At 50.9% G+C, this 20,259-nt stretch carries 13 protein-coding genes; 6 read left to right on the top strand and 7 right to left on the bottom strand.

What is annotated here, in order from left to right; genetic code table 11:
* Positions 1-53 precede the first annotated feature (53 nt).
* Entirely contained in the window at positions 54-1,478 is a 1,425-nt protein-coding gene (locus SD10_RS03810) for a putative oxidoreductase C-terminal domain-containing protein (RefSeq protein WP_046375761.1), read from the bottom strand.
* Positions 1,479-1,594: 116 nt separating this feature from the next.
* Complete coding sequence (locus SD10_RS03805; protein ID WP_046375760.1) at positions 1,595-3,010, bottom strand: Gfo/Idh/MocA family protein; 1,416 nt, start codon at positions 3,008-3,010, stop codon at positions 1,595-1,597.
* Between the two features lie 254 nt (positions 3,011-3,264).
* Here SD10_RS03805 and SD10_RS03800 point away from each other — a divergent pair, with 254 nt between their 5' ends.
* The 6 genes from SD10_RS03800 (at position 3,265) to SD10_RS03775 (ending at position 12,416) form a co-directional block, all read left to right on the top strand.
* On the top strand, positions 3,265-4,617 hold the full coding sequence (locus SD10_RS03800) for an OmpA family protein (RefSeq protein ID WP_046375759.1): 1,353 nt from the start codon (positions 3,265-3,267) through the stop codon (positions 4,615-4,617).
* Positions 4,617-4,997 (top strand): Rpn family recombination-promoting nuclease/putative transposase, encoded by a 381-nt coding sequence (locus tag SD10_RS03795; protein ID WP_046375758.1) that lies wholly within the window; start codon positions 4,617-4,619, stop codon positions 4,995-4,997. The genes SD10_RS03800 and SD10_RS03795 overlap by 1 nt, the downstream gene beginning before the upstream one ends.
* Positions 4,998-5,153: 156 nt before the next feature.
* Positions 5,154-5,654 carry an RpnC/YadD family protein gene (locus SD10_RS03790; RefSeq protein WP_046375757.1) on the top strand — a complete coding sequence of 167 codons (501 nt, stop codon included), beginning with the start codon at positions 5,154-5,156 and terminating at the stop codon, positions 5,652-5,654.
* Positions 5,655-5,835: 181 nt separating this feature from the next.
* Positions 5,836-9,318, top strand: coding sequence for an isoleucine--tRNA ligase (ileS, locus tag SD10_RS03785; RefSeq protein WP_046375756.1), 3,483 nt, complete (start codon positions 5,836-5,838; stop codon positions 9,316-9,318).
* A 269-nt stretch (positions 9,319-9,587) separates the two neighbouring features.
* The gene (locus SD10_RS03780; protein ID WP_227699136.1) at positions 9,588-9,986 is read left to right on the top strand and encodes a hypothetical protein; all 399 of its coding nucleotides are present in this window, start codon (positions 9,588-9,590) and stop codon (positions 9,984-9,986) included.
* Between the two features lie 105 nt (positions 9,987-10,091).
* Positions 10,092-12,416 (top strand): metallophosphoesterase, encoded by a 2,325-nt coding sequence (locus SD10_RS03775; protein ID WP_046375754.1) that lies wholly within the window; start codon positions 10,092-10,094, stop codon positions 12,414-12,416.
* Between the two features lie 190 nt (positions 12,417-12,606).
* Here the strand turns inward: SD10_RS03775 and SD10_RS03770 are convergent, their stop codons facing one another.
* The 5 genes from SD10_RS03770 to SD10_RS03750 form a co-directional block, all read right to left on the bottom strand.
* Complete coding sequence (locus tag SD10_RS03770) at positions 12,607-13,806, bottom strand: MFS transporter (protein WP_046375753.1); 1,200 nt, start codon at positions 13,804-13,806, stop codon at positions 12,607-12,609.
* 547 nt (positions 13,807-14,353) lie between these two features.
* Positions 14,354-15,250 (bottom strand): 1,4-dihydroxy-2-naphthoate polyprenyltransferase, encoded by an 897-nt coding sequence (locus tag SD10_RS03765; RefSeq protein ID WP_046375752.1) that lies wholly within the window; start codon positions 15,248-15,250, stop codon positions 14,354-14,356.
* Positions 15,251-15,337: 87 nt separating this feature from the next.
* Positions 15,338-15,958 carry a glutathione peroxidase gene (locus SD10_RS03760; RefSeq protein ID WP_046375751.1) on the bottom strand — a complete coding sequence of 207 codons (621 nt, stop codon included), beginning with the start codon at positions 15,956-15,958 and terminating at the stop codon, positions 15,338-15,340.
* A gap of 66 nt (positions 15,959-16,024) precedes the next feature.
* On the bottom strand, positions 16,025-17,809 hold the full coding sequence (argS, locus tag SD10_RS03755) for an arginine--tRNA ligase (protein WP_046375750.1): 1,785 nt from the start codon (positions 17,807-17,809) through the stop codon (positions 16,025-16,027).
* 31 nt (positions 17,810-17,840) lie between these two features.
* Complete coding sequence (locus SD10_RS03750) at positions 17,841-20,246, bottom strand: penicillin acylase family protein (RefSeq protein WP_046375749.1); 2,406 nt, start codon at positions 20,244-20,246, stop codon at positions 17,841-17,843.
* Between the last annotated feature and the right edge of the window lie 13 nt (positions 20,247-20,259).

Here is a 20,259-nt window from a genome sequence, read left to right as displayed (position 1 = left end):
AGTGAGCGAATGAGTGAATGAGTGAAAAGGCAGCGCGTTAGCCCCTCTTTCACTCATTCACTCTTTCGCTCTTTAGATTTCTTCGCCAGTTCCAGTGCCTGCGTGGTTGTGTAGTATTTAGCGATCATGTTGGGGACTTCCCAGGTGGGCATCTTGCCTGCTTTCAGGTAGTCGAAGTATTTCTGAGCCACCCGACCGAAATGGGCTTCGTGGCCTTCTTTGTATTTCTCAGGAATAACCACCTCCCATCCCGAGGCAATCTTCTTTACCTCAACGCCCGGAAATTCCTGCTGGATTTTGGGTAAAGCGGCTTTTAGGGCCGCGTCCATATCCTTGCTGTCAGCAATGGGCTCGATGTATAACGTTGGCTTATACTGCTGCTCGGCCCCCTGCCGGATGATCAGGTTCGCCTTGGTGCCGCGCATGATGGAGTAATGCGTATCGCCCGCGCCTTCCGGTGCTTTGTAGGCCCAGGTAACGGATACCTTGGCATGGACACCTCGAAGCTGGTAATTGATTTCGCCGTTGCTGTACACCCGCAGGATGCTGTCTTTCACGACGTCTTTTTTGAGGTAATCGGGAAAGGCGTTCTGTTTGGTAATGGCTTTGAACTGACTCAGACTCATGTCGGTAGTCCAGCGCCGGGCCGACGTCAGGCTGATGTCTTTCTGGTAGTCGATGACCTGCTCGGGAAAGCATTCCCACTGCACCAGATCGACCAGGTGCGTGGTTACGTCCACGATTCCTTCACCCTGCTGGGCCACATCCATAAACCAGGCCGGACGCGTCAGAATACTCCCCGATACGTTCTTATAGAAATGATGCACACTCTCTTTGGTGACAGCGGGCTTGTCGGGTGTACCTTTTTCGAGCGTACCGAAGACCTCGGGTTGTTGCGAAAAAGCCCGCTGCAGCATGGTCGAAATTTCGTACCGCTCGGTCATGATATCGTAGAGGAGCACCTTGTTTTTCTCGGCCGTAGTGAACGATTCCTTTAGCTTATCGAAGTTCGACGCACTAATGACCATCGGCTTATCGGCCAGCACATTGAAACCTGCGCCAACGGTTTTCTGGATATAGTCGGTTTTTAGCCGGTTATTCCCCGACATCACGACGACATTACCCGCTTTATCCGCGAGCATTTTATCCAGAAAGTCAGCGCCTTTATAGACCTCTTCCTTCCAGTGCGTCGGGTTCTCGGCGCGGGTGTTGTAGCCTTCAATTTTGTCGAGATGCAGTTGCAGGTCAGACGGTCCCGCACCGGCGGACCGGTCGCTACGGCTATCAGGTGCATAGACATGCACCGTCGAATCGACACCTTCGTACATAGTTTTCTGCACCAGGGCCGCATGGAAATGGCCGGGGTCGAGGGTTATCAGGCGAAAGTCGGCCATCGGTTTCTCACTTTTTTCGGACGACTGACAGGCAGCAACTAAAGCAGCCAGCAACAGGCCGCTAACGGTGGGGGTTAACTTCATTAAAGTTGGTTTGTAAGTTGTTTAAGGTTTACGGTATTCGGTTTACGGTTGGCTGGCGCGTTCATGTATGCACTAGCCAACCGTAAACCGAATACCGTAAACCAAGTACCGAAATTTTACTTCGCCGAGGCCATCAGTTTAATGGCATAAGGTGCCCGTTGGGTGCGGGACAGAAGTTTGTTGGCCTCGGGGTCGTTTTTGAATTGTTCTTTCTTGGGGTCCCAGTAAAGTTTCCGATTCAGTTTCATGGCCGCGTGGTGCAGCAGGCAGGCCGAACACGAACGGTGGCCTACTTCGGCTGGAGCAATTGGTTCTTTACGGCTGACGATGCTTTCTAACCAGTTGCCATGGTGCTCTTTGCTAACCGTCAGATGGGTTTCGTTAGGGCCAATCACCGACGTGATAATTTTCGGGTCGCTGGCGTCAAGCTTCTTGGCGGCATTCTGTTTGGCAATCGGGTCGCTGGCCGTCACGGCCGCATCGCCCCGCGATACGAAAATCCAGCCTTCCGTTCCCTCAAACTTAATTCCGTTGGGAATCTCATTGCTCACAATCATGTGGACGCCATTTTCGTATAGCGCTTCAGTCCTGAATATACCGTGAACGTCCCACAGCCCGTGCTTCGGGAAATCGGCTTTACCCCATATTTCGACCGGGCCGGTATATTCGGTATTCATGGCCCAGTGCGCCGAATCGACATGGTGAGCGCCCCAACCGGTAATCATGCCGGCTCCGAACTGCTCACATCGGAGCCAGCCCGGCCGGTCGAAGTCGGCCTGCGGATGCACCCGCTTTTCGGTATAATACACCTCAGGCGTGGTGCCCAGCCACATATCGTAGTTCAGGTTTTTCGGAACGGGCATTGGGGGTTCTTCGTCGCCCGACGGATCACCGGGAAGACCGACATACACCGTTTTTAGTTGGCCAATTCGGCCGTTGCGCACCAGTTCGGCGGCATACCGGAATTGCTCCGACGAACGCTGCTGGCTCCCGACCTGCACAATCTGGCCCGACTTTTTCACGGCATCGGCCATCATGCGCCCTTCGGCAATGGTAAGCGAAGCCGGTTTCTGCATGTATACATCCTTCTTTGCCCGCACGGCGTCGATCACAATGGGCGCGTGCCAGTGGTCGGGCGTACTGACCAGCACGGCGTCGATGTCTTTATTGAGCAGCAATTCCCGGTAGTCGGTGTATACCCGAACGCCGTCATAATCCTTTCCGGTTTTCTTGGCATAAACGCCATTGACCAGTTGTTTGGCGGCTTCGGCGCGTTTACTATCCAGGTCACAAACCGCCATGATCAGCGCGTTGTCGTACTGCCAGACACCCGGCATGTCGTGCCCGCGCGAAATGCGGCCCGTACCGATGGCCGCCACGTTAATCCGGTTACTTGGCGCGTTCTTTCCAAATACCGAGGCCGGTACGATGGTTGGAAATCCACTGATGATAGCCGATGAGGCCAGGGTTCCTTTGGCTGTCAGATCGAGAAACTTTCTTCGGGAGACGAGCGATTTTTTATCGGATGCCATAAGCAGCAGGGGTTCAGAACAGTATCATGTTATGTAGTAAGATTGAGTCGTGTATTTTTTACTATCCCGGCCTTGTTTCGCTGCCTGATTTCCGGAAGCAAAAGTTTTACGCCACTCTCTGTAACTATCTTCCTACTTTGCCCGTCTTATAGCCACAGCAAACAGAAGGGCCATCACAACCGTTGGCAACACATGCCCTCCTTACACAGCCCATTCTTTTTGATTAACTTGTAACTCTTTACTTACCAAAACTTATGCGGCAACGCTACCTTATCTTCCTCTTTCTGGCCGGGCTAAGCTCATCCTGTACATTCGGCACCTATCCATCAGGTTACCCGTCGGGTGGCGGGCAGCAATACCCATCTGGCGGCCAGCAGGCTCCAGACGATACGTATCCCAACGCTGGCAATCAACGAGGCACAGGCCGCCCTGCCGACCCCGGCGTAACGGTGAACAGCATTCGACTAACACAGGATTATACGATTCTAAACCTGACGTTTACCGATAAAAGCCAGCCTCGTTACAATCAAAACCGGCAGTTGATGAGCACAGAAACCATTGCCTTTGACCCGACCGGGTATTTAATTGCAGCTAACGGTGCACGACGATTTACGTTTGTAAAAGCAGAAGGTATCCCCACAAAAAGAGAACAGATCGACCCGGCTACCGGCAAAAAAATACTCATTGGTCGAAATACTTTTCCGGGTGATCAAGTCACGTTCTCCTTGTATTTCGAGCGATTAGACAAGGGATTAGAAAATTTCGATCTGTTCGAGTGCCAGAATGACCACCTTATTTGCTGGAACATTTACAATTTGCGCGTTGATAACCCGGCCGACGAAGTCGTCTATACACCGGCACCAGCGCCAACACCCGTTCCTAAAGTACCAAAGAAGTCGACAACCCTACCCCCCGCTCCCTCAGGCGAATCAGGGGGTGAGATGGAGACGCCAAAACCCAAGCCAGCACCGGCTCCTGTACCCACCCTGGTGGCGGTATCGGGTGTGGTAAGCGACGCAAAAACTAAGCGACCCGTAACGGCCACCATCGACTATCAACTTTCGGCTAGCAAGAAAGCAATTGACTCCGTTCAAAGCTTTGCCTCGACGGGTGCCTACCGCATGAGCCTTGTGAAGGGCCAGGTCTACACCTACATAGCCTCCGCCCGCGGGTATCAGTCGAGCAGTGGCGTTTTAGACCTTAGCAAAGTAGCGGGCGGTCAAAAACTTACGCGCGACATTACCCTGACGCCCCTGGCCGTCGGCGACAAGGTGACGCTGAAGAATATTTATTTCGAGATGTCGAAGTCAGACCTGTTGTCGGCGTCATTTGCGGAGTTGAACAAACTGGTGGCCATGATGCAGGACAACCCCAACATGAGCATCCGGCTCGAAGGCCATACCGACATCATCGGCGACCATGACAAGAACCTGCAACTCTCCCGCGACCGGGTCATTGCCTGCCAGCGCTATCTGGTGCAGCAGGGCATCGACATCGACCGAATTCAGACCATCGGCTACGGCGACACGCGCCCTATTTTAACTAAGGGCACCGACGAAGAACGGAAAGTGAACCGCCGGGTTGAGTTCGTGATCCTAACAATTTAATGGCTGCACAACCTGATAACCCGCACGACAGGTTTTTTAAAGAAACATTTTCGCAACCAGAAATCCTGATCGACTTTTTAAACACCTTCGCACCAGAATCGGTCCGCGACCGTATCGACTATACAACGTTAACCCGCGAAGTCGATACGTTTACCGATGAGCAACTGGCCGAACATTTTGCAGACCTTGTTTTCTCGGTGACGTATGGCGATCAGGCCGTTCGGCTGGTGCTTTTGCTGGAACATAAAAGTTATACTGAAGAGTACCCGCATTTCCAGATCAATCGGTATTTGCTTAATCTCTGGGAGAGTCAGCTTAAACAAAAACAACCGCTGACGCCCGGCCTTCCCGTTCTGGTGTATCATGGCAATCGGCGCTAGAAACAGCGGAGTGTACCCGACTACTTCGCCCTACTCCATGAAACGCTGGCACCTTATTTACCCGCATTCGACTATCTGCTGATCGACCTGTCGGCACTTTCCGACGAACGGCTGCCTGTCTTACGGTCAGATTATGCCCGGTTTACTGCCATTTTATTGCAAAACAGCCGCCGGAAACGGGAGCTGACTCGCCTGCTGGACACGTTTGCCGATGTGGTCCAGCGATTGGTCGAAACACCGTCCGGTCAGCGTTTTATCACCACCGGCTTTCTCTATTTATCGTATACCACCAACTTGACCAAAATTGAACTATTTGGTATTTTTAGCCGTATTTCGACAAAAACCAACTCTTCTACCATGACAGTCGCCGAAGAATTAATCCAGGAAGGACGCGAGCTGGAGCGTCGCCAGAACAAGACGGTAGCCGAAGAATTAATCCAGGAAGGACGTGAACTGGAGCGTCGACAGCACAAGACGATAGCTGAAGAATTAATACAGCAGGGACGCGAACTGGAGCGTCGCCAAAATGAGATCAAGTTTATTACCGCTATGCTGAAGTTGAACCACGATGCCGCTGCAATTGCCTCGGCGACCGAGCTGCCGCTGGATGAAGTAAAGGCTATTATAGACGAAATTAACCGCCCCAATACCCCATAAGGTTTGCACTGGTTTATCCATATCCCTAAAGCGAACCACGACGGTTCGCTTTTTTGTTGGCTATCAACAGCGCTTTGCTTCCGGGAGGTAGCCAGCCTATGCCATCTATTTCCCTATCTTTGCACTTATTTTTTAACCGCACAATTGGCTTTAGTTGTCAAATACAGACCAATTGGCGCGTATGATCCTCTCAGACGTGAAGTATCAGCAATATGAGTCCCTCGATTACGCGACGATCGCGGCCGAGGTTTTAACATACTGGAACCAGAATCAGGTTTTCGAACAGTCCATCGCTCTCCGCGAAGGAAAGCCCGTGTTTACCTTTTACGAAGGCCCGCCTTCAGCCAATGGAGCCCCCGGCATTCACCACGTAATGGCCCGGACGATAAAGGATATTTTCTGTCGCTACAAAACGCTGAAAGGGTTTCAGGTCGACCGGAAAGGCGGCTGGGATACGCACGGCCTGCCGATCGAGTTACAGGTCGAGAAAGAGCTGGGTATCAACAAAGATGCGATTGGAAAACCTGAGTCGGAAGGCGGCATCAGCGTTGAAGACTATAACCGGAAATGCCGCGAAACGGTCATGCGTTTCACCGATCAGTGGAACGACCTGACCCAGAAAATGGGGTATTGGGTCGACCTTGACAATCCGTACGTTACCTATAAAAACGAATACATTGAGTCGGTCTGGTACCTGCTCAAGCAATTATATGACCAGGAGGTGGATGGCAAAAAAATGCTCTACAAGGGCTACACCATCCAGCCCTATTCGCCAAAAGCCGGTACGGGCCTGAGTTCGCACGAACTAAACATGCCTGGTACTTACAAGGATGTTCGTGACACAACCATCGTAGCGCAGTTTAAGGTGAAGCCCAGCGGCAAATCGGGCTTTCTCTTCTTCGACTCGGCCGATGCCGACGTGTACATTCTGGCCTGGACCACTACGCCCTGGACTCTGCCGGCCAACTCGGCCCTGACCGTAGGCGCGAACATCGATTATGTGCTGGTAAAAACGTTCAATCCCTACACGCATCTGATGGTGCATGTGGTCATGGCTAAAAACCTGGTTGGGCGCTGGCTGAATGAGAAAGGACAGGTCGATGCCGTTGATCACCCCGCCTTTGACGCCTATTTGCCTACGGATAAAATTGCCCCGTGGACGATTGTTTCCGAGTTTAAAGGCGAGCATCTGGAAGGCGTTGAGTACGAACAGTTAATGCCCTATGTTCAGCCAGACGGGCCTGCGTTCCGCGTTATCCTGGGCGATTTCGTCACGACCGAAGACGGTACGGGTATCGTTCATACGTCGCCAACATTCGGGGCCGATGACTTTCGGGTAGCCCAGGCAGCGGGAATTCCGCCCATCATGGTGAAGGACGATACCGGAAAAGACGTGCCCATTGTGGATAAACACGGCCAGTTTGTAGCTGAAATCACAGATTACGCCGGTCGGTATGTCAAGGAAGAATATTACTCCGACGAAGAACGCGATGACCCGGATTTCAAGCCGACGGATGTGCTCATTGCCATCAAGCTGAAAGAGGAAAACAAAGCGTTTCGGGTCGAAAAATACGAACACCCTTACCCGCACTGCTGGCGGACCGATAAACCTATTTTGTACTATCCGCTGGATAGCTGGTTTATCCGGACAACAGCGAAGAAGGATCAGCTCGTCGAACTGAACAAAACCATCAACTGGCAACCCGAAAGTACAGGAACCGGGCGCTTTGGCAACTGGCTCGAAAACCTGGTCGACTGGAACCTTAGCCGAAGCCGGTTCTGGGGAACACCCTTGCCCATCTGGCGCAGCGAAAGCGGAGAAGAGGTTTGTATCGGGTCGGTAGCGGAACTTGTCGAAATGAGCGAAAAGGCGAATGAGCGAATGAGCGAGTGGGTTCGGGAAGGGAAGGCCGACTATCAGTCTTATATCGACAAAAACAAGGCGTTTTTAGAGGCCCATGCAGATGGCACCTATGATTTACACCGTCCTTATGCAGACGAAATTTATTTCGTCTCGGAAAGCGGGCAGGTGATGCAGCGCGAGTCTGACCTGATCGACGTTTGGTTCGATTCGGGGGCGATGCCGTATGCACAGTGGCACTATCCATTTGAAAACAAGGACGTATTTCAAAAGGCATTTCCGGCTGACTTTATCTCAGAAGGCGTCGACCAGACGCGCGGCTGGTTCTTTACGCTCCATGCCATTGCCGTCATGCTGTTTGATTCGGTCGCCTTCAAAAATGTCGTTTCGACGGGCCTTGTGCTGGACAAAAACGGCAACAAAATGTCGAAGCGGCTGGGCAATGCCGTCGATCCCTTCGAGACATTGGGTAAATACGGGGCCGATGCCACACGCTGGTACATGATCACCAATGCAGAACCCTGGGATAACCTGAAGTTCAACACCGATGGCATTGGCGAGGTACAACGGAAGTTGTTCGGCACCTTGTCGAATACCTACAACTTCTTTGCGCTGTATGCCAACCTGGATCAGTTTTCGTTTTCGGGCCGCACGGTTCCCGTGGCCGAACGCCCAGAACTCGACCGGTGGATTTTGTCCAAACTCCAGTCGTTGATTCTGGAAGTCGAGCAGCAGTTTGACAATTATAACCCAACCAAAGCAGGCCGGGCTGTTCAGGAATTTGTAAACGATCAGTTATCCAACTGGTATGTTCGGTTATCACGCCGACGCTTCTGGACCGGGGCCGCGCCCGACGGCGAGTTGACCACCGACAAACGGGCGGCTTACGAAACACTGCATGAATGCCTGACAACGGTCTCGCAATTGATATCGCCCAATGCGCCTTTCTACGCCGACTGGCTATATCGCAACTTAACCGAGACGGGTACATCCGTACATTTAACGGATTTTCCGCTGGGCGACCAAACCTTAATCGACACCGAACTGGAACGGTCAATGGAACTGGCTCAGCAGGTTTCTTCGCTGGTCCACTCCTTACGCAAAGGGCATAAACTGAAAGTTCGTCAGCCATTGAGCCGTGTACTGGTTCCGGTGCTGAATACCGATACACGCCGTCAGATTGAGCACGTAAGCCCGATCATCATGTCGGAGGTGAACGTTAAAGCCGTCGAGTTCGTAGACGATGCCAGTGGTATTCTGAAGAAGAAAGTCAAACCGAACTTCAAAGCTCTTGGCCCGAAATTCGGCAAACAGATGAAAGACGTGGCAGCCGCCATCACGGCCATGACCGAAAGCGACCTGAAGTCGCTGGAACAAAATGGCGAACAATCCTTCATAATTCAGAACGCACCACTCGTCATCTCTCTGGCTGATGTCGAAATTATAACCGAAGACATTCCCGGCTGGCTCGTTGCTAGTGAAAGCGGTATTACCGTAGCCCTGGATGTAACATTGACCGACGAATTACGCGGGGAAGGCATTGCCCGTGACTTTGTGAACCGGATTCAGAACCTCCGCAAAGACCGGGATTTCTCGGTAACGGACAAGATTCAGATTGTGCTGGAACGGACCGATGAGGTACTCGCTCAGGCTATCGAAACCAACAGCGATTATATTCAGCAGGAAGTACAGGCAATCTCGCTCAAGTTAGTCAACGACTTGAACGGGTCGGCTACCAAATCGTCCGTAGCTGAAATAGAGATGGACGAGTTTCAATTACGCCTTACAGTAGATCGAGCGTAACAACTGATCTTGGCACATAACACAAAAGTCACTCCAATCAGGGGTGACTTTTGTGTTATATATAGCTGACTAACAGCTTAATGCTCAGGAAAACCATTCGTTAACAAGAGCTACTTGTTAACATTTTTCCATTTTTGTTAATAGTATACAAAAATATACAGTACAACGGCATGAATCTTGTAGATAAACCTATAAGCGCTAGTTGTACACTACTGCTTCTTTGACATAAACCTGGTTCAACGTTTATTTTCCTTTAAACCTCTACAGCTTTGGTTGATTATCTACGCACTGCATTACACTCATTCGTCAATAATTATCAGGCCGTTATGTGGCGGTTGCGGGAGTGTTCACTTAACGATGAACAATTAGGTATGGCCGTTGGGCTGAGTGGCAATGCCATTCGAAACCGACGCTCCAAACCGGACCTCTGGAAGCTATCCGATGTTGAGCGTTTAGCGACCTACTTTGCTTTACCAGTCACGGCCTGCGTCCAGTTAAACCAGGTTCTCACGGAGTTACCAACGAGCCTGAAAAACCTGCCGCCCGATGAACGCAGACGCATCGAACGAAAGCTACTCTTTAAAATAGCTCAGTTAGAGTCGTATAATCAGAGCGATTGGCCAATTCGGTATCTGCTTCGTATGCATCAGTCGTTGGTTCGCAACTAAGATTACAGATAAGTGGTTTAGTACACCGATCGTCGAATAGTTAGTTACAAAATAGGAGGTTTTATGCTGGATACGTAGATTTACGGTGACGTTAATACCCACCGTATGAAAATTAGACTATTCTTAGCGTTAATCTTTTCCTACTTTGTTAACCAACCGGCGTTTGCTCAGTCACCAAAACTTGTTCGGGGTCCCTATCTACAGGTAGTTACGCCAACCTCGGTTATTGTCCGCTGGCGCACCGACCTGCCTACTATTGGCCGGGTCTGGTTTGGCACTTCGTCAGACCAACTGACGAAAGACATGCGCGAATCGCAACCAACGCTTGAACATACGCTGACGATCGCAGGGCTACAACCCGCCAGCCGGTATGCCTATGCCATTGGGTACGACGATACCCAACTCACAAATGGGTCTGATTACTACGTCAAAACAGCCGTGCCCGCCGGAGACACTCGCCCCCTTCGTTTCTGGGTACTTGGCGATTTTGGTAGCGGCACCGATAATCAACGCAACGTTTATCAGGCTTATCAGAAGGCAACCGCCAACCGTCCGGCTGACCTATGGCTGTGGCTGGGTGACAATGCCTATTCGTATGGACTGGAAGACGAATACCAACAAGTGGTTTTCCCTCTTTACGCCCCCAGCCTGCGCAATACACCGCTGTTTATAACACCCGGCAACCACGATTATGCCGACAGTGAAACCAATTTCAACATCGCTTACTATAAGCTGTTTTCGTTTCCCGAGAAAGGCGAATCGGGTGGGCTTCCGTCCAATTCAAAATCCTACTACTCAGCCGACTATGGCAATGTGCATTTGATTTCGCTTGACTCGCAGGGCAGGCAAGACGGCCAATACCGGCTGTATGACACCACCTCGGCCCAGGTACAGTGGCTGAAGCGCGATCTGGCGGCCAATAAACTGCCGTGGACAATCGTGATTTTTCATCACCCGCCCTATAGCAAAGGCGGCCACAACTCCGACACGGAGTTATCTATGAAGCTGATTCGGGAGAATTTAACCCCAATACTGGAGCGTTTTGGGGTAGATCTGGTTCTGAATGGGCACAGCCACGGCTACGAACGAACCTATCGGCTGAAAGGGCTGCGTGGCCTGGCCCACACATTCAACTCAGCCAGCCATATTGCCGAGAATACATCGGCCCGATATGATGGGTCGCCCAACTCCTGCCCCATTCTGACAAAAGGCCAGGGCACAATTTATGTTGTGAATGGATCTGGCGGGCAACTAGGCGGCCAATCGCCCGACTTTCCGCACCCGGCTACCGTTTACAATAACACCACACTGGGCGGCTCTATGCTGCTGGACGTAAACGACAACCGACTGGATGCCCAGTTTGTCATGTCCGACGGTTCTGTACTGGACAAGTTTACAATCATGAAAAACGTGAACAAAACAGCCTCACTTACGGCCGAGTTTGCCGATACGCTCCAATTCACAGCCTCCTGGATAGGGGACTACCGCTGGCCGGGCGGACAAACCAGCCGAACGATCCGCTACGCAGCCAGTCAGTCAGGGACAATTCCGGTTGTGGTTACAGATTCCCGGCAGTGTCTGACCGACCAGTTTACCGTTTCGGTGCAACAACCCCCTAAGCTGACCACTAAAGTAGCAGAATCGACAGCGGTTTGTGTTGGGAGCACGATTGCCGTTACGGCAACCCCCGAAAACACGACCAAGGCGGCTAGCTGGCAATACGATGTCCTTCTGTCCGATGCTTCCGGCAATTTCCAGCCCGAACGAATTGTTGGTTCAGGCCCCTTAACCACCCTGAAAGCCACCATTCCGAACACGCTACCACTCGGAACGGGTTACCGGTTGCAGGTACGGCCACGGGGTATTGCCTACGCACAACTGGTGGCCAGTGAAGGGTTTACGGTTAAGCCCTTGCCAACAGCCACGTTAACAGGGTCGACAACGGTATTGCAGGGACAGCCAATTTCGCTCACGCTAAATTTTACGGGCGATGGCCCCTGGCGCGGCCGTTTATCCGATGGCACTACCTTTTCGGGCAGCGCGAATCCAACGATCCTGACCATCCAGGCAACAAGATCGATGGTTTATTCACTAGCCAGCGTTGAGAACAGTTGTGGGGCAGGGCGTGTGTCGGGGCAGGCATCCATACTGGTCTTGCTGCCCACGGCTGAAGAAGAGTTCGCTGGAGGCCAAGTAAAGGTGTTCCCGAATCCGACCCACGAGGTCGTGTATGTGGAATTGACTACGACTCAGAAAAGAGAAGTCAGTCTGACGATGCACGATGCACAGGGTCGCTCAGTATATCAGAAGCAGTTTGGCCAGGTCAGCGCCGTTTCAGAAACCATTTCGATGCCGAATGCTCCTGGAACGTATTTACTTACCATTCAGGCTGGTAAAAATACGATAATGCGAAAAGTAGTAAGGGAATAAATGATGGTTCGCGTAGTGTAGATCAATCGATGATCGCCCTATGAGGCTGTAAAAGGCTTAAGAAGCGGCCTAATACAACTAAAATCGATAGCTTCCAGCCCGATACTAACAACTGATGAAGTCAAATCACTTCTTTCGTGATCTATCCAAATGAGTAAGTCAACGTAGAATCAATTCAGATTTTGAGTGCCTAGTTCGTTTTTCCATATACTTGATAACCTAGTGCCACTACTACCAATAGCAAAACGATGAAGCCTAAAGCTATAGATAGCGAAAAATGGTAGGCAATAAAACCTAGTAGAGCCGGACCCGCTAATAAACCAGTATAGCCGATGGTCGTAATAGCCGGTATACTCACCGTTGGTGAAATACCAGGCAATCGGCCAGCTGCGCTGAAAAATATGGGCACAATGTTGGCGGCTCCCAGGCCCAGCAGCACAAAGCCCACTAAAGTTCCAAATACCCAAGGACTCAAAACCGCGAAGGCTAAACCGACAGCCCCTAATAAACTGCCACCCACTACGACCGTTTTGCCATTCAATCGTGTCACGAGTTTGTCCCCGGCCAACCGCATAGTTGCCATAGCAACTGAAAAGGCCGCATAACCTGACCCTGCAAACTCAGGGTCAATTCCTTTGCTATCCCGTAAGAAAATAGCGCTCCAGTCAAGAATAGCCCCTTCGGCTAAAAAAACGGCCAAACACATCAACCCTAAAAATATAACACTGCTGTGCAACCAAGTGAACCGCTGCTTGCCTGCCGTTGGCTTCTTCTCTACAGTAGCAAACTGAGCCATAATCTGTTGCTCAACATCAACAGAGAATAGTTGTTTGTATTGAGTTAAGCTAATGATGACCATCAGCAGGGAAATACTGCCAATTGCATAGACAGGATTGAGCCCTAACTTAATCAGAAAGCCTAATCCTAACGAACCGAATAGGCCTCCCACGCTAAAAAGGCCATGCAAGGATGACATAATGGGTTTCCCATACAGATTTTGCACTTGTACGCCGTGGGCATTCATGGCTACATCAATGGCTCCGATGGCTGAACCGAACATAAAGAGCGTTATGGCCATAGCCGTTGTTGAGAGCAGGAGCAACAGCAGCGGTATGGTAAGGGCCATAACCAAGGCAGCACAAACCATGACTAGACGGCTCCCGAAACGGCTCACCAGCCACCCTGAGGTCGGCATCATGAGCATGGCCCCCGCGCCCAGAAGCAGCAATAACAAGCCTAAATGAGCATCATTCAAGGCTAATCGATCTTTAGCAAGAGGAACCATTGGTGCCCAACTGGCCATACCTAAGCCGCAAACGAAGAATATTAATTGAGTAGCCAAACGGGCCTTTAACACGTTTGCGGTTGATGTTGCTAGGTTTACATTCATAAAATAAGAAGGTTATTCTTATGAGGTGTAGATGAGCATTAAAATGATTCTGAGCCACACAGAATGTGTTGTATAATCTGGGGCTATATAATGCAAACCGGGGCCAGGATGAAAACTGGATGTCAGCACACTCAATACTTGGAATAGCTAAGCTCACCTTGATTATTTGACCGCCCGGCGGCTTGGTGCGTACGCTGCCCTAAAATGGATAAAATACGCATGTAGTGCTCAACCTACTCATCCGCCAGTAAAGTAAAGGGCCGTTTTCTCTACTATAACGCTAAATCACCGCATAAACGACCTATTTCCAGTTTGGTCCCATTTTGCCTTAAAGACCGATGTCTTTTCTTACTTCTAAAAAAACAGTGGGTTGCCTCGAAGGTAAAAAGCTAATGGTTAAATCATCATCGAGTTTCCTATCTAAGGATTGAGAACTAGGGTTCACTGCTCAACTTAACACGGTGAGTAAGCTGATAAATGAGGTCATTGCACTTATGTCCACCTGAAGTGAAAGCACAACGTTACCCTTTTAACTGGTACATTAAGTCTATAACACCTGTCCTAATCCAAACAAGATAACAAATAATAACGTGGTCAGGGCCAGTTGACCAAGCCGGGCGTTAAGCTCTGCCGGGCGTTTGTGCGTCGCAATGGCGCGACCATTCAGGATAAATAACGGGAAGGACAGTACATAGAGATAACCAACGGCGGTGGCATCGGTCAGGAACGAATACGCAACCGCGCAAACCATACCGGTGATGAGCAAGCCCCAATGGTAACGAATGGCCAATGGCAAACCCAGTCGCGCCGGAATGGAGCGTTTTCCGGTCATGGTATCGGTTTCAATATCCCGAATATTATTGACGTTCAGAACGCCCGTAGCAAACAGGCCAACGCTTGTGGCGGGCAAGAGCAATAATGGGTTGAAAGATAGCGTGTAGAGAAAATATGTTCCCAGGACACCGACCCACCCAAAGAAAATAAGCACCGCAATATCACCAAAGCCCGCGTACCCGTAAGGACGTTTGCCGTTTGTGTAGCCAATGGCAGCCGCGATGCTGAGTAATCCCAGCATAAAAAAGAACCAGAAGATTTTGGGTTCTACGTTATAAAAAGCCACTGCCAGCAATCCCACTCCACAAACCAGCGCCAGCACCGACATCAGAATAATCCCCCGCAACATGGCCTCTTTGGTAATATCGCCAGTAGCAACGGCTCGCCGGGGACCTACGCGCAGTTCGGTATCTTTGCCCGAAACGGCATCGCCATAATCATTGGCGAAGTTGGACAGAATCTGGAGGAAAATAGTTGTCAGGGTGGCCAGGACAGCAATTTGCCAGTTAAAATGGCGGTTGGCGAGAGCCAGGAAACTTCCGAGAATAATACTGGCTAAGGCCAGCGGTAGTGTACGTGGCCGTGCAGCCGCAATCCAGCTCTTTGTCATGAGTGAAAAGAGCGAAAGAGTGAAAGAGCGAAAGAGCAAAAAACCATACGTGGCTGTTCGCTCTTTCGCTCTTTCACTCTTTCGCCTTTAAATGCCTACTGCTTTTTTAAATTCTTCATCGCCAGGCTTTACTTTCGACGCGAAGAAGTGCGTCAGTTCGCCTTTCTCGTTGATGACATATTTGCAGAAATTCCAGGTTGGCACTTTGTCGTTCCAGCCATTCATCGACTTGTCGGTCAGCCATTTGTAGAGCGGAGCCTGGTCAGCGCCCAGTACAGACACTTTCTCGAACATCGGGAACGTTACACCGTAGTTCTTCTGGCAGAAGCTAGCGATCTCTTCGCTGCTACCAGGCTCCTGGCTACCAAAATTATTAGCGGGGAAACCGAGTACCACTATTTTGTCGCCATGCTCTTTGTAGAATTTCTCCCAATCGGCATACTGCGGAGTGAAACCACATTTCGACGCTACGTTCAGAATAACGACTTTCTTGCCTTTAAACCCGCTTAATGATACCGGTTTACCGTCCAGGGATTTAACCGTAAAATCGTACAAACTTTTGGTAGGAGCGCTGGCATTAGCAGGCGCAGCGACAGCTTCTTTTTTGTCGCTGAAAATTCCTTTAACGAGAGTAGATAAAGACATAAAACTAGTGAGGGTCGCAACGAGCACGACACCAATTAAAGTAAAAACAAGATTCTTTTTCATGGTTAGTATGACATTTAGTAGACTTTGGTGAAGGTAAATTAAAAGCACTGAAACATAAGCAACTAGCTACATTCTTTCGGGAACATCTATGCCCAATAAACCCATTGCCTTTCGAATAGTTTCACCAACCGTTTTCGACAAAATAAGGCGGCCATGAAGCTTCACAGCATCCGTCTCCTGAAGGATCGAAAGTTTATCGTAAAACTGGTTAAACGTCTTGGCCAGCTCATAAGCATACTGGGCAACATAAGAGGGCGCAAAGTCCGTTCCGGCCTCGCTAACCCGTTGCGGATACTGGCTGAGCAAAAATACAAGTTGCTGTTCAACATCGTCTAACTGCGTAGCCAAAACGGTTCCCTGGGCTACTATATTCCTCTCTCTAGCTTTCCGAAGAATAGATTGAATCCGAGCATAAACATATTGAATATACGGTCCCGTATTGCCATGCAAATCTACTGATTCGGCCGGGTTGAACTGCATTCGTTTCTGCGGGTCAACTTTCAGCAAATAGTACTTCAAAGCACCTAGGCCAAGCATCTGAAACAGCGCTTTTTTCTCGGCTTCATCAAATTCGTCGAGTTTGCCTTTGGCGGCTTCATCAGCGGCTGTCGATGCAGCATCCGTTGTTTCCTGAATCAAGTCATCGGCATCGACAACGGTCCCTTCCCGCGATTTCATTTTGCCCGTTGGCAAATCGACCATCCCGTAGGACAGGTGATAGAGTTCGCTGGCGTAGGGTCTCCCTAACCGGCGCAGAATAGCGAACAGCACATTAAAGTGATAATCCTGCTCATTGCCAACTACCCAAATCTGACGATCGCTACGAAAATCCTGAAACTTCAGATCGGTCGTACCCAAATCCTGAGTCATGTAGACCGATGTACCATCGGAACGCAGCACCAGTTTCTGGTCCAGGCCTTCTTCTGTTAGATCGATCCAAACAGAGTTGTCTTCTTTACGATAAAAAACACCCTTCTGGATTCCTTCTTCGACGATTTCTTTGCCAAGCAGGTAGGTGTTCGATTCATAATACGTCTTGTCAAAAGTAACGCCAATGGTTTTGTAGGTTGTATCGAAACCGGCGTAGACCCAGTCATTTAGCTTGCGCCAGAGGGCAACGGTTTCGGGGTCGCCCTGCTCCCAGAGCCGCAACATCTGCTGAACTTCCAGCATCAGTGGAGCGCGTTTTTCAGCTTCTTCCTTGGCAGTTCCCTGGCTCACCATCTCCTCGATTTGGGCTTTATATGCCTTATCGAACAGCACATAATATTTACCAATCAGGTGGTCACCTTTCATCCCCGCCGAATCGGGCGTCTCTCCGTTGCCGAACAGCCTGTAGGCCAGCATAGACTTACAGATGTGAACGCCCCGGTCGTTGACGATACAGGTCTTCACGACATCATAGCCGCTGGCAGCCAGAATCCGGCTAACCGAATCGCCCAGGAAGTTATTCCGTAAATGCCCGAGGTGGAGCGGTTTGTTGGTATTGGGCGACGAGAACTCAACCATCACCGATTGTCCTTTTTTCGGCAATGTGCCAAACGACGGGTTAGCGGCTATATCATTAAGCACGTTAAGCCAGGCAGCATCGGCAATACTAATGTTTAGAAAGCCCTGTACCACATTGAACGCACTCACGACAGCGCTGTTGGCGAGTAGCCAGTTGCCGATGACCTGTCCGATTTGAGCGGGTGCCTGCCGAAGAACTTTTGTGTAAGGAAACGTAACGAAAGTGTACTGCCCTTCAAACTCTTTTTTGGTCGGCGTAAGTTGAACAACACCGGCGGTACCGGGATAAAGTTCGGCGATTGACCGTAAAATATCGGCTTCTACTATTGACTGAATATCCATTACCCGCAAAAGTACGAAATGTAGCGCTACGTTAGGGCTTGAGTACCGTCGTGCCTTCAGCCACCGTCTGGATTTTTTTCTTCGAGAAGAAGACCGGGAAATAGCCGTTCTCAGCCCAGAGTGGGAATAGATCGCTATAGTGTGGGCTAGCCGGATCGCCCGATTGGCCGGGACTATTGATTCCCAGCGTTTTGTCCCAGTCTTCTGTATCGACCAGGATGCGAAACGACGCGCCATGCGTTTGATTCAGGGTATTGGCCGTAGCATTGACAGTTTCACCGTAGCCGCCCCGCGCCACCGGGCCCAGGTTGATCTTCTTGCGCATGGCCTCGTCAACCAGATTACTGAGTGGATGCGTCAGGGTGATATGTTTGTTCTTGCGCTGCCCATACACCCAATCGTCCATGTCGGAGCCGAGTCGGGTGGTGAGTTCAGCCACGGCCCGATCGAGGCAGGTCAACAGTAGACTATCGCGGGCGGCTGTTGGAATCAGCAAGGCATCCATGACGCGTTTGGTCGGCAAACTCTTCAAATAGGGTCGGGCATTGGCAGGCACTTTAGCGAGATAGACTGCCTGCTTCAACTGTTCCTCCCAGGTTACATAAATCGAAGCAGGAACTGAGTTGGGGGTGAGTTTATAATCCCACCGGCGGAGGTAGCTCAATGCCTGTTCGGTACGATCATTAGGCGAGGCCAGATTCTGGAGCAAGGGCACCAGCGTTCGGGCCGGAATAGCGAGGTAATCGGCCTGCAGGGCCATAAAATCGACCAAATTTTTGCGGCTTCCATCGTTCAGCACTTCCTCGATTCGGTGTGCCCGCGAGGGACTGGCCCAGGTCCAGCCAATAGCGCTTCGGTTGGGAAAGTTAACCGGTGTCAGGTTGTTGTTGGCCGTTACCACGTACCCTTCAGGCGGGTTAAGCTTGTTAGGCAATTTGTCGATTGGCAGAAAACCAGCCCACTCAAACCGACCATCGCCAGGCACCGGCAACAGACCCGTATAACTCTTACCCTGGCTAGACTTCCGAATGGGCGATAGGCCCACGGCCTGCCAGCCGATCGTTCCCGTTTTATCCGCCCAGATCATGTTTTCGCCCGGCACCCGGCTAAACAGACAGGCCTGCCTGAACTCGGCCCAGTTTCGCGCCTGATTCATCCGCAAACTAGCCAGGTAAGGTGCCGAACCGATCTCAAGCCCACCCGTCCGAATCGCGTAAGCTTTGTGGTGCTGGATGTCCTCAAACACAACAGGCCCATGCCGGGTGTATTTTAACGTGGCCTTCACCGATTGGCCGCCCTTCACCGGTATGGTTTCGGTTAGAATTCTCATGGCTTCCCATTGGCTCGTTGACCCTTTCCCCCGGTACCGATACTGATTCGGGTTAGCGGGGTTGGTCTCATAGACGTATAAATCCTCATTGTCGGTTTCAAAAATGGTTAGTCCCCAGGCCCCATACTCATTATGCCCGACCGAAACCCCCGGCAGCGTTGGCTCCCCCGCTCCAACCACATTCCAGTTGGGAGCATGTAGGTGAACCCAATAGCGCAGGGATGGCGTTGACTGAGCCCGGTGGGGGTCGTTGGCTAGCATCGGGTATCCACTGGCCGATTTAGCGCCCGATAGTACCCAGTTGTTGGAGCCATTGTATTTCTTTTCGGCCTCGAAACCGGCATCGCCCCCTAAAAAAGGCCCCGGCTTGGGCAAGCGGGCTTCATCTTCGTCGGCTTTGGTCGCCTGCCCTTCAAATTTTAACGGCAGACGAAATGCCTCGTATAATTCCAGAATAGGTTGAAAAAGCTCATCCCCGTTCACGTGCAGGGTAAGGTCCGGCTCGGTCGGCGTTGCGGCCGGATGAAACCATTGCAATTCGCGAAGCTTGTCAGGCCCGATCAATTTGACCAGCCTACCATAATTTAATTCTTCCCGAACATTATACATCAGGCCCTGATGGCGGCTAATAACAATCTCGGGTGTCCACAGGCCAGGTTTTGTTTTGAGTACCTGAAATTCGAACGGGAGCTTTTCGGGGGTTTTCAGGATTTGGGTAATGTATGCATTGATCCCGGCCACAAAGGCCCCAATAATTTGCGGCCCGCGCGGATGATAGTGCCGCAACTCTTTTGTAATGTCTCCTCTATACCGAAACAAACGGGTACCAATATCACGCTTAACTTCCTGTTGACCAAGCATTTCGGCCACCGTACCTGTAGCCTGCCGACGCCAAATCTCTAACTGAAATAGCCGGTCCTGAGCTGCAGAATAGCCCTGTGCGAAGAAGAGATCATGTTCGTTTTTAGCAAAAATGTGATTGACTCCCCACCGATCGCGGATGATCTCGACGGGTTGCTGAAGCCCGGTTGTCTGGATCGTTTGACCAGACTGGGCATGACAGCAAAAGGGCAGGAGGCTGATGATCAGAATAAGTAATTGGCGCATAGGCTGAGTTTAT

This window comes from Spirosoma radiotolerans (assembly GCF_000974425.1).
In the GTDB taxonomy this organism is placed as follows: Bacteria; Bacteroidota; Bacteroidia; order Cytophagales; family Spirosomataceae; genus Spirosoma; species Spirosoma radiotolerans.
Note: the sequence above shows the minus strand (reverse complement) of the source record. Positions and strands in the feature narration are given on the sequence as shown.

What these genes read in the sequence shown, in the direction of transcription:
- SD10_RS03810 (WP_046375761.1), bottom strand. Translation starts at nt 1,478, where the DNA reads ATGAAGTTAACCCCCACCGTTAGCGGCCTGTTGCTGGCTGCTTTAGTT.
- SD10_RS03805 (WP_046375760.1), bottom strand. Translation starts at nt 3,010, where the DNA reads ATGGCATCCGATAAAAAATCGCTCGTCTCCCGAAGAAAGTTTCTCGAT.
- SD10_RS03800 (WP_046375759.1), top strand. Translation starts at nt 3,265, where the DNA reads ATGCGGCAACGCTACCTTATCTTCCTCTTTCTGGCCGGGCTAAGCTCA.
- SD10_RS03795 (WP_046375758.1), top strand. Translation starts at nt 4,617, where the DNA reads ATGGCTGCACAACCTGATAACCCGCACGACAGGTTTTTTAAAGAAACA.
- ileS (WP_046375756.1), top strand. Translation starts at nt 5,836, where the DNA reads ATGATCCTCTCAGACGTGAAGTATCAGCAATATGAGTCCCTCGATTAC.
- SD10_RS03775 (WP_046375754.1), top strand. Translation starts at nt 10,092, where the DNA reads ATGAAAATTAGACTATTCTTAGCGTTAATCTTTTCCTACTTTGTTAAC.
- SD10_RS03770 (WP_046375753.1), bottom strand. Translation starts at nt 13,806, where the DNA reads ATGAATGTAAACCTAGCAACATCAACCGCAAACGTGTTAAAGGCCCGT.
- SD10_RS03765 (WP_046375752.1), bottom strand. Translation starts at nt 15,250, where the DNA reads ATGACAAAGAGCTGGATTGCGGCTGCACGGCCACGTACACTACCGCTG.
- SD10_RS03760 (WP_046375751.1), bottom strand. Translation starts at nt 15,958, where the DNA reads ATGAAAAAGAATCTTGTTTTTACTTTAATTGGTGTCGTGCTCGTTGCG.
- argS (WP_046375750.1), bottom strand. Translation starts at nt 17,809, where the DNA reads ATGGATATTCAGTCAATAGTAGAAGCCGATATTTTACGGTCAATCGCC.
- SD10_RS03750 (WP_046375749.1), bottom strand. Translation starts at nt 20,246, where the DNA reads ATGCGCCAATTACTTATTCTGATCATCAGCCTCCTGCCCTTTTGCTGT.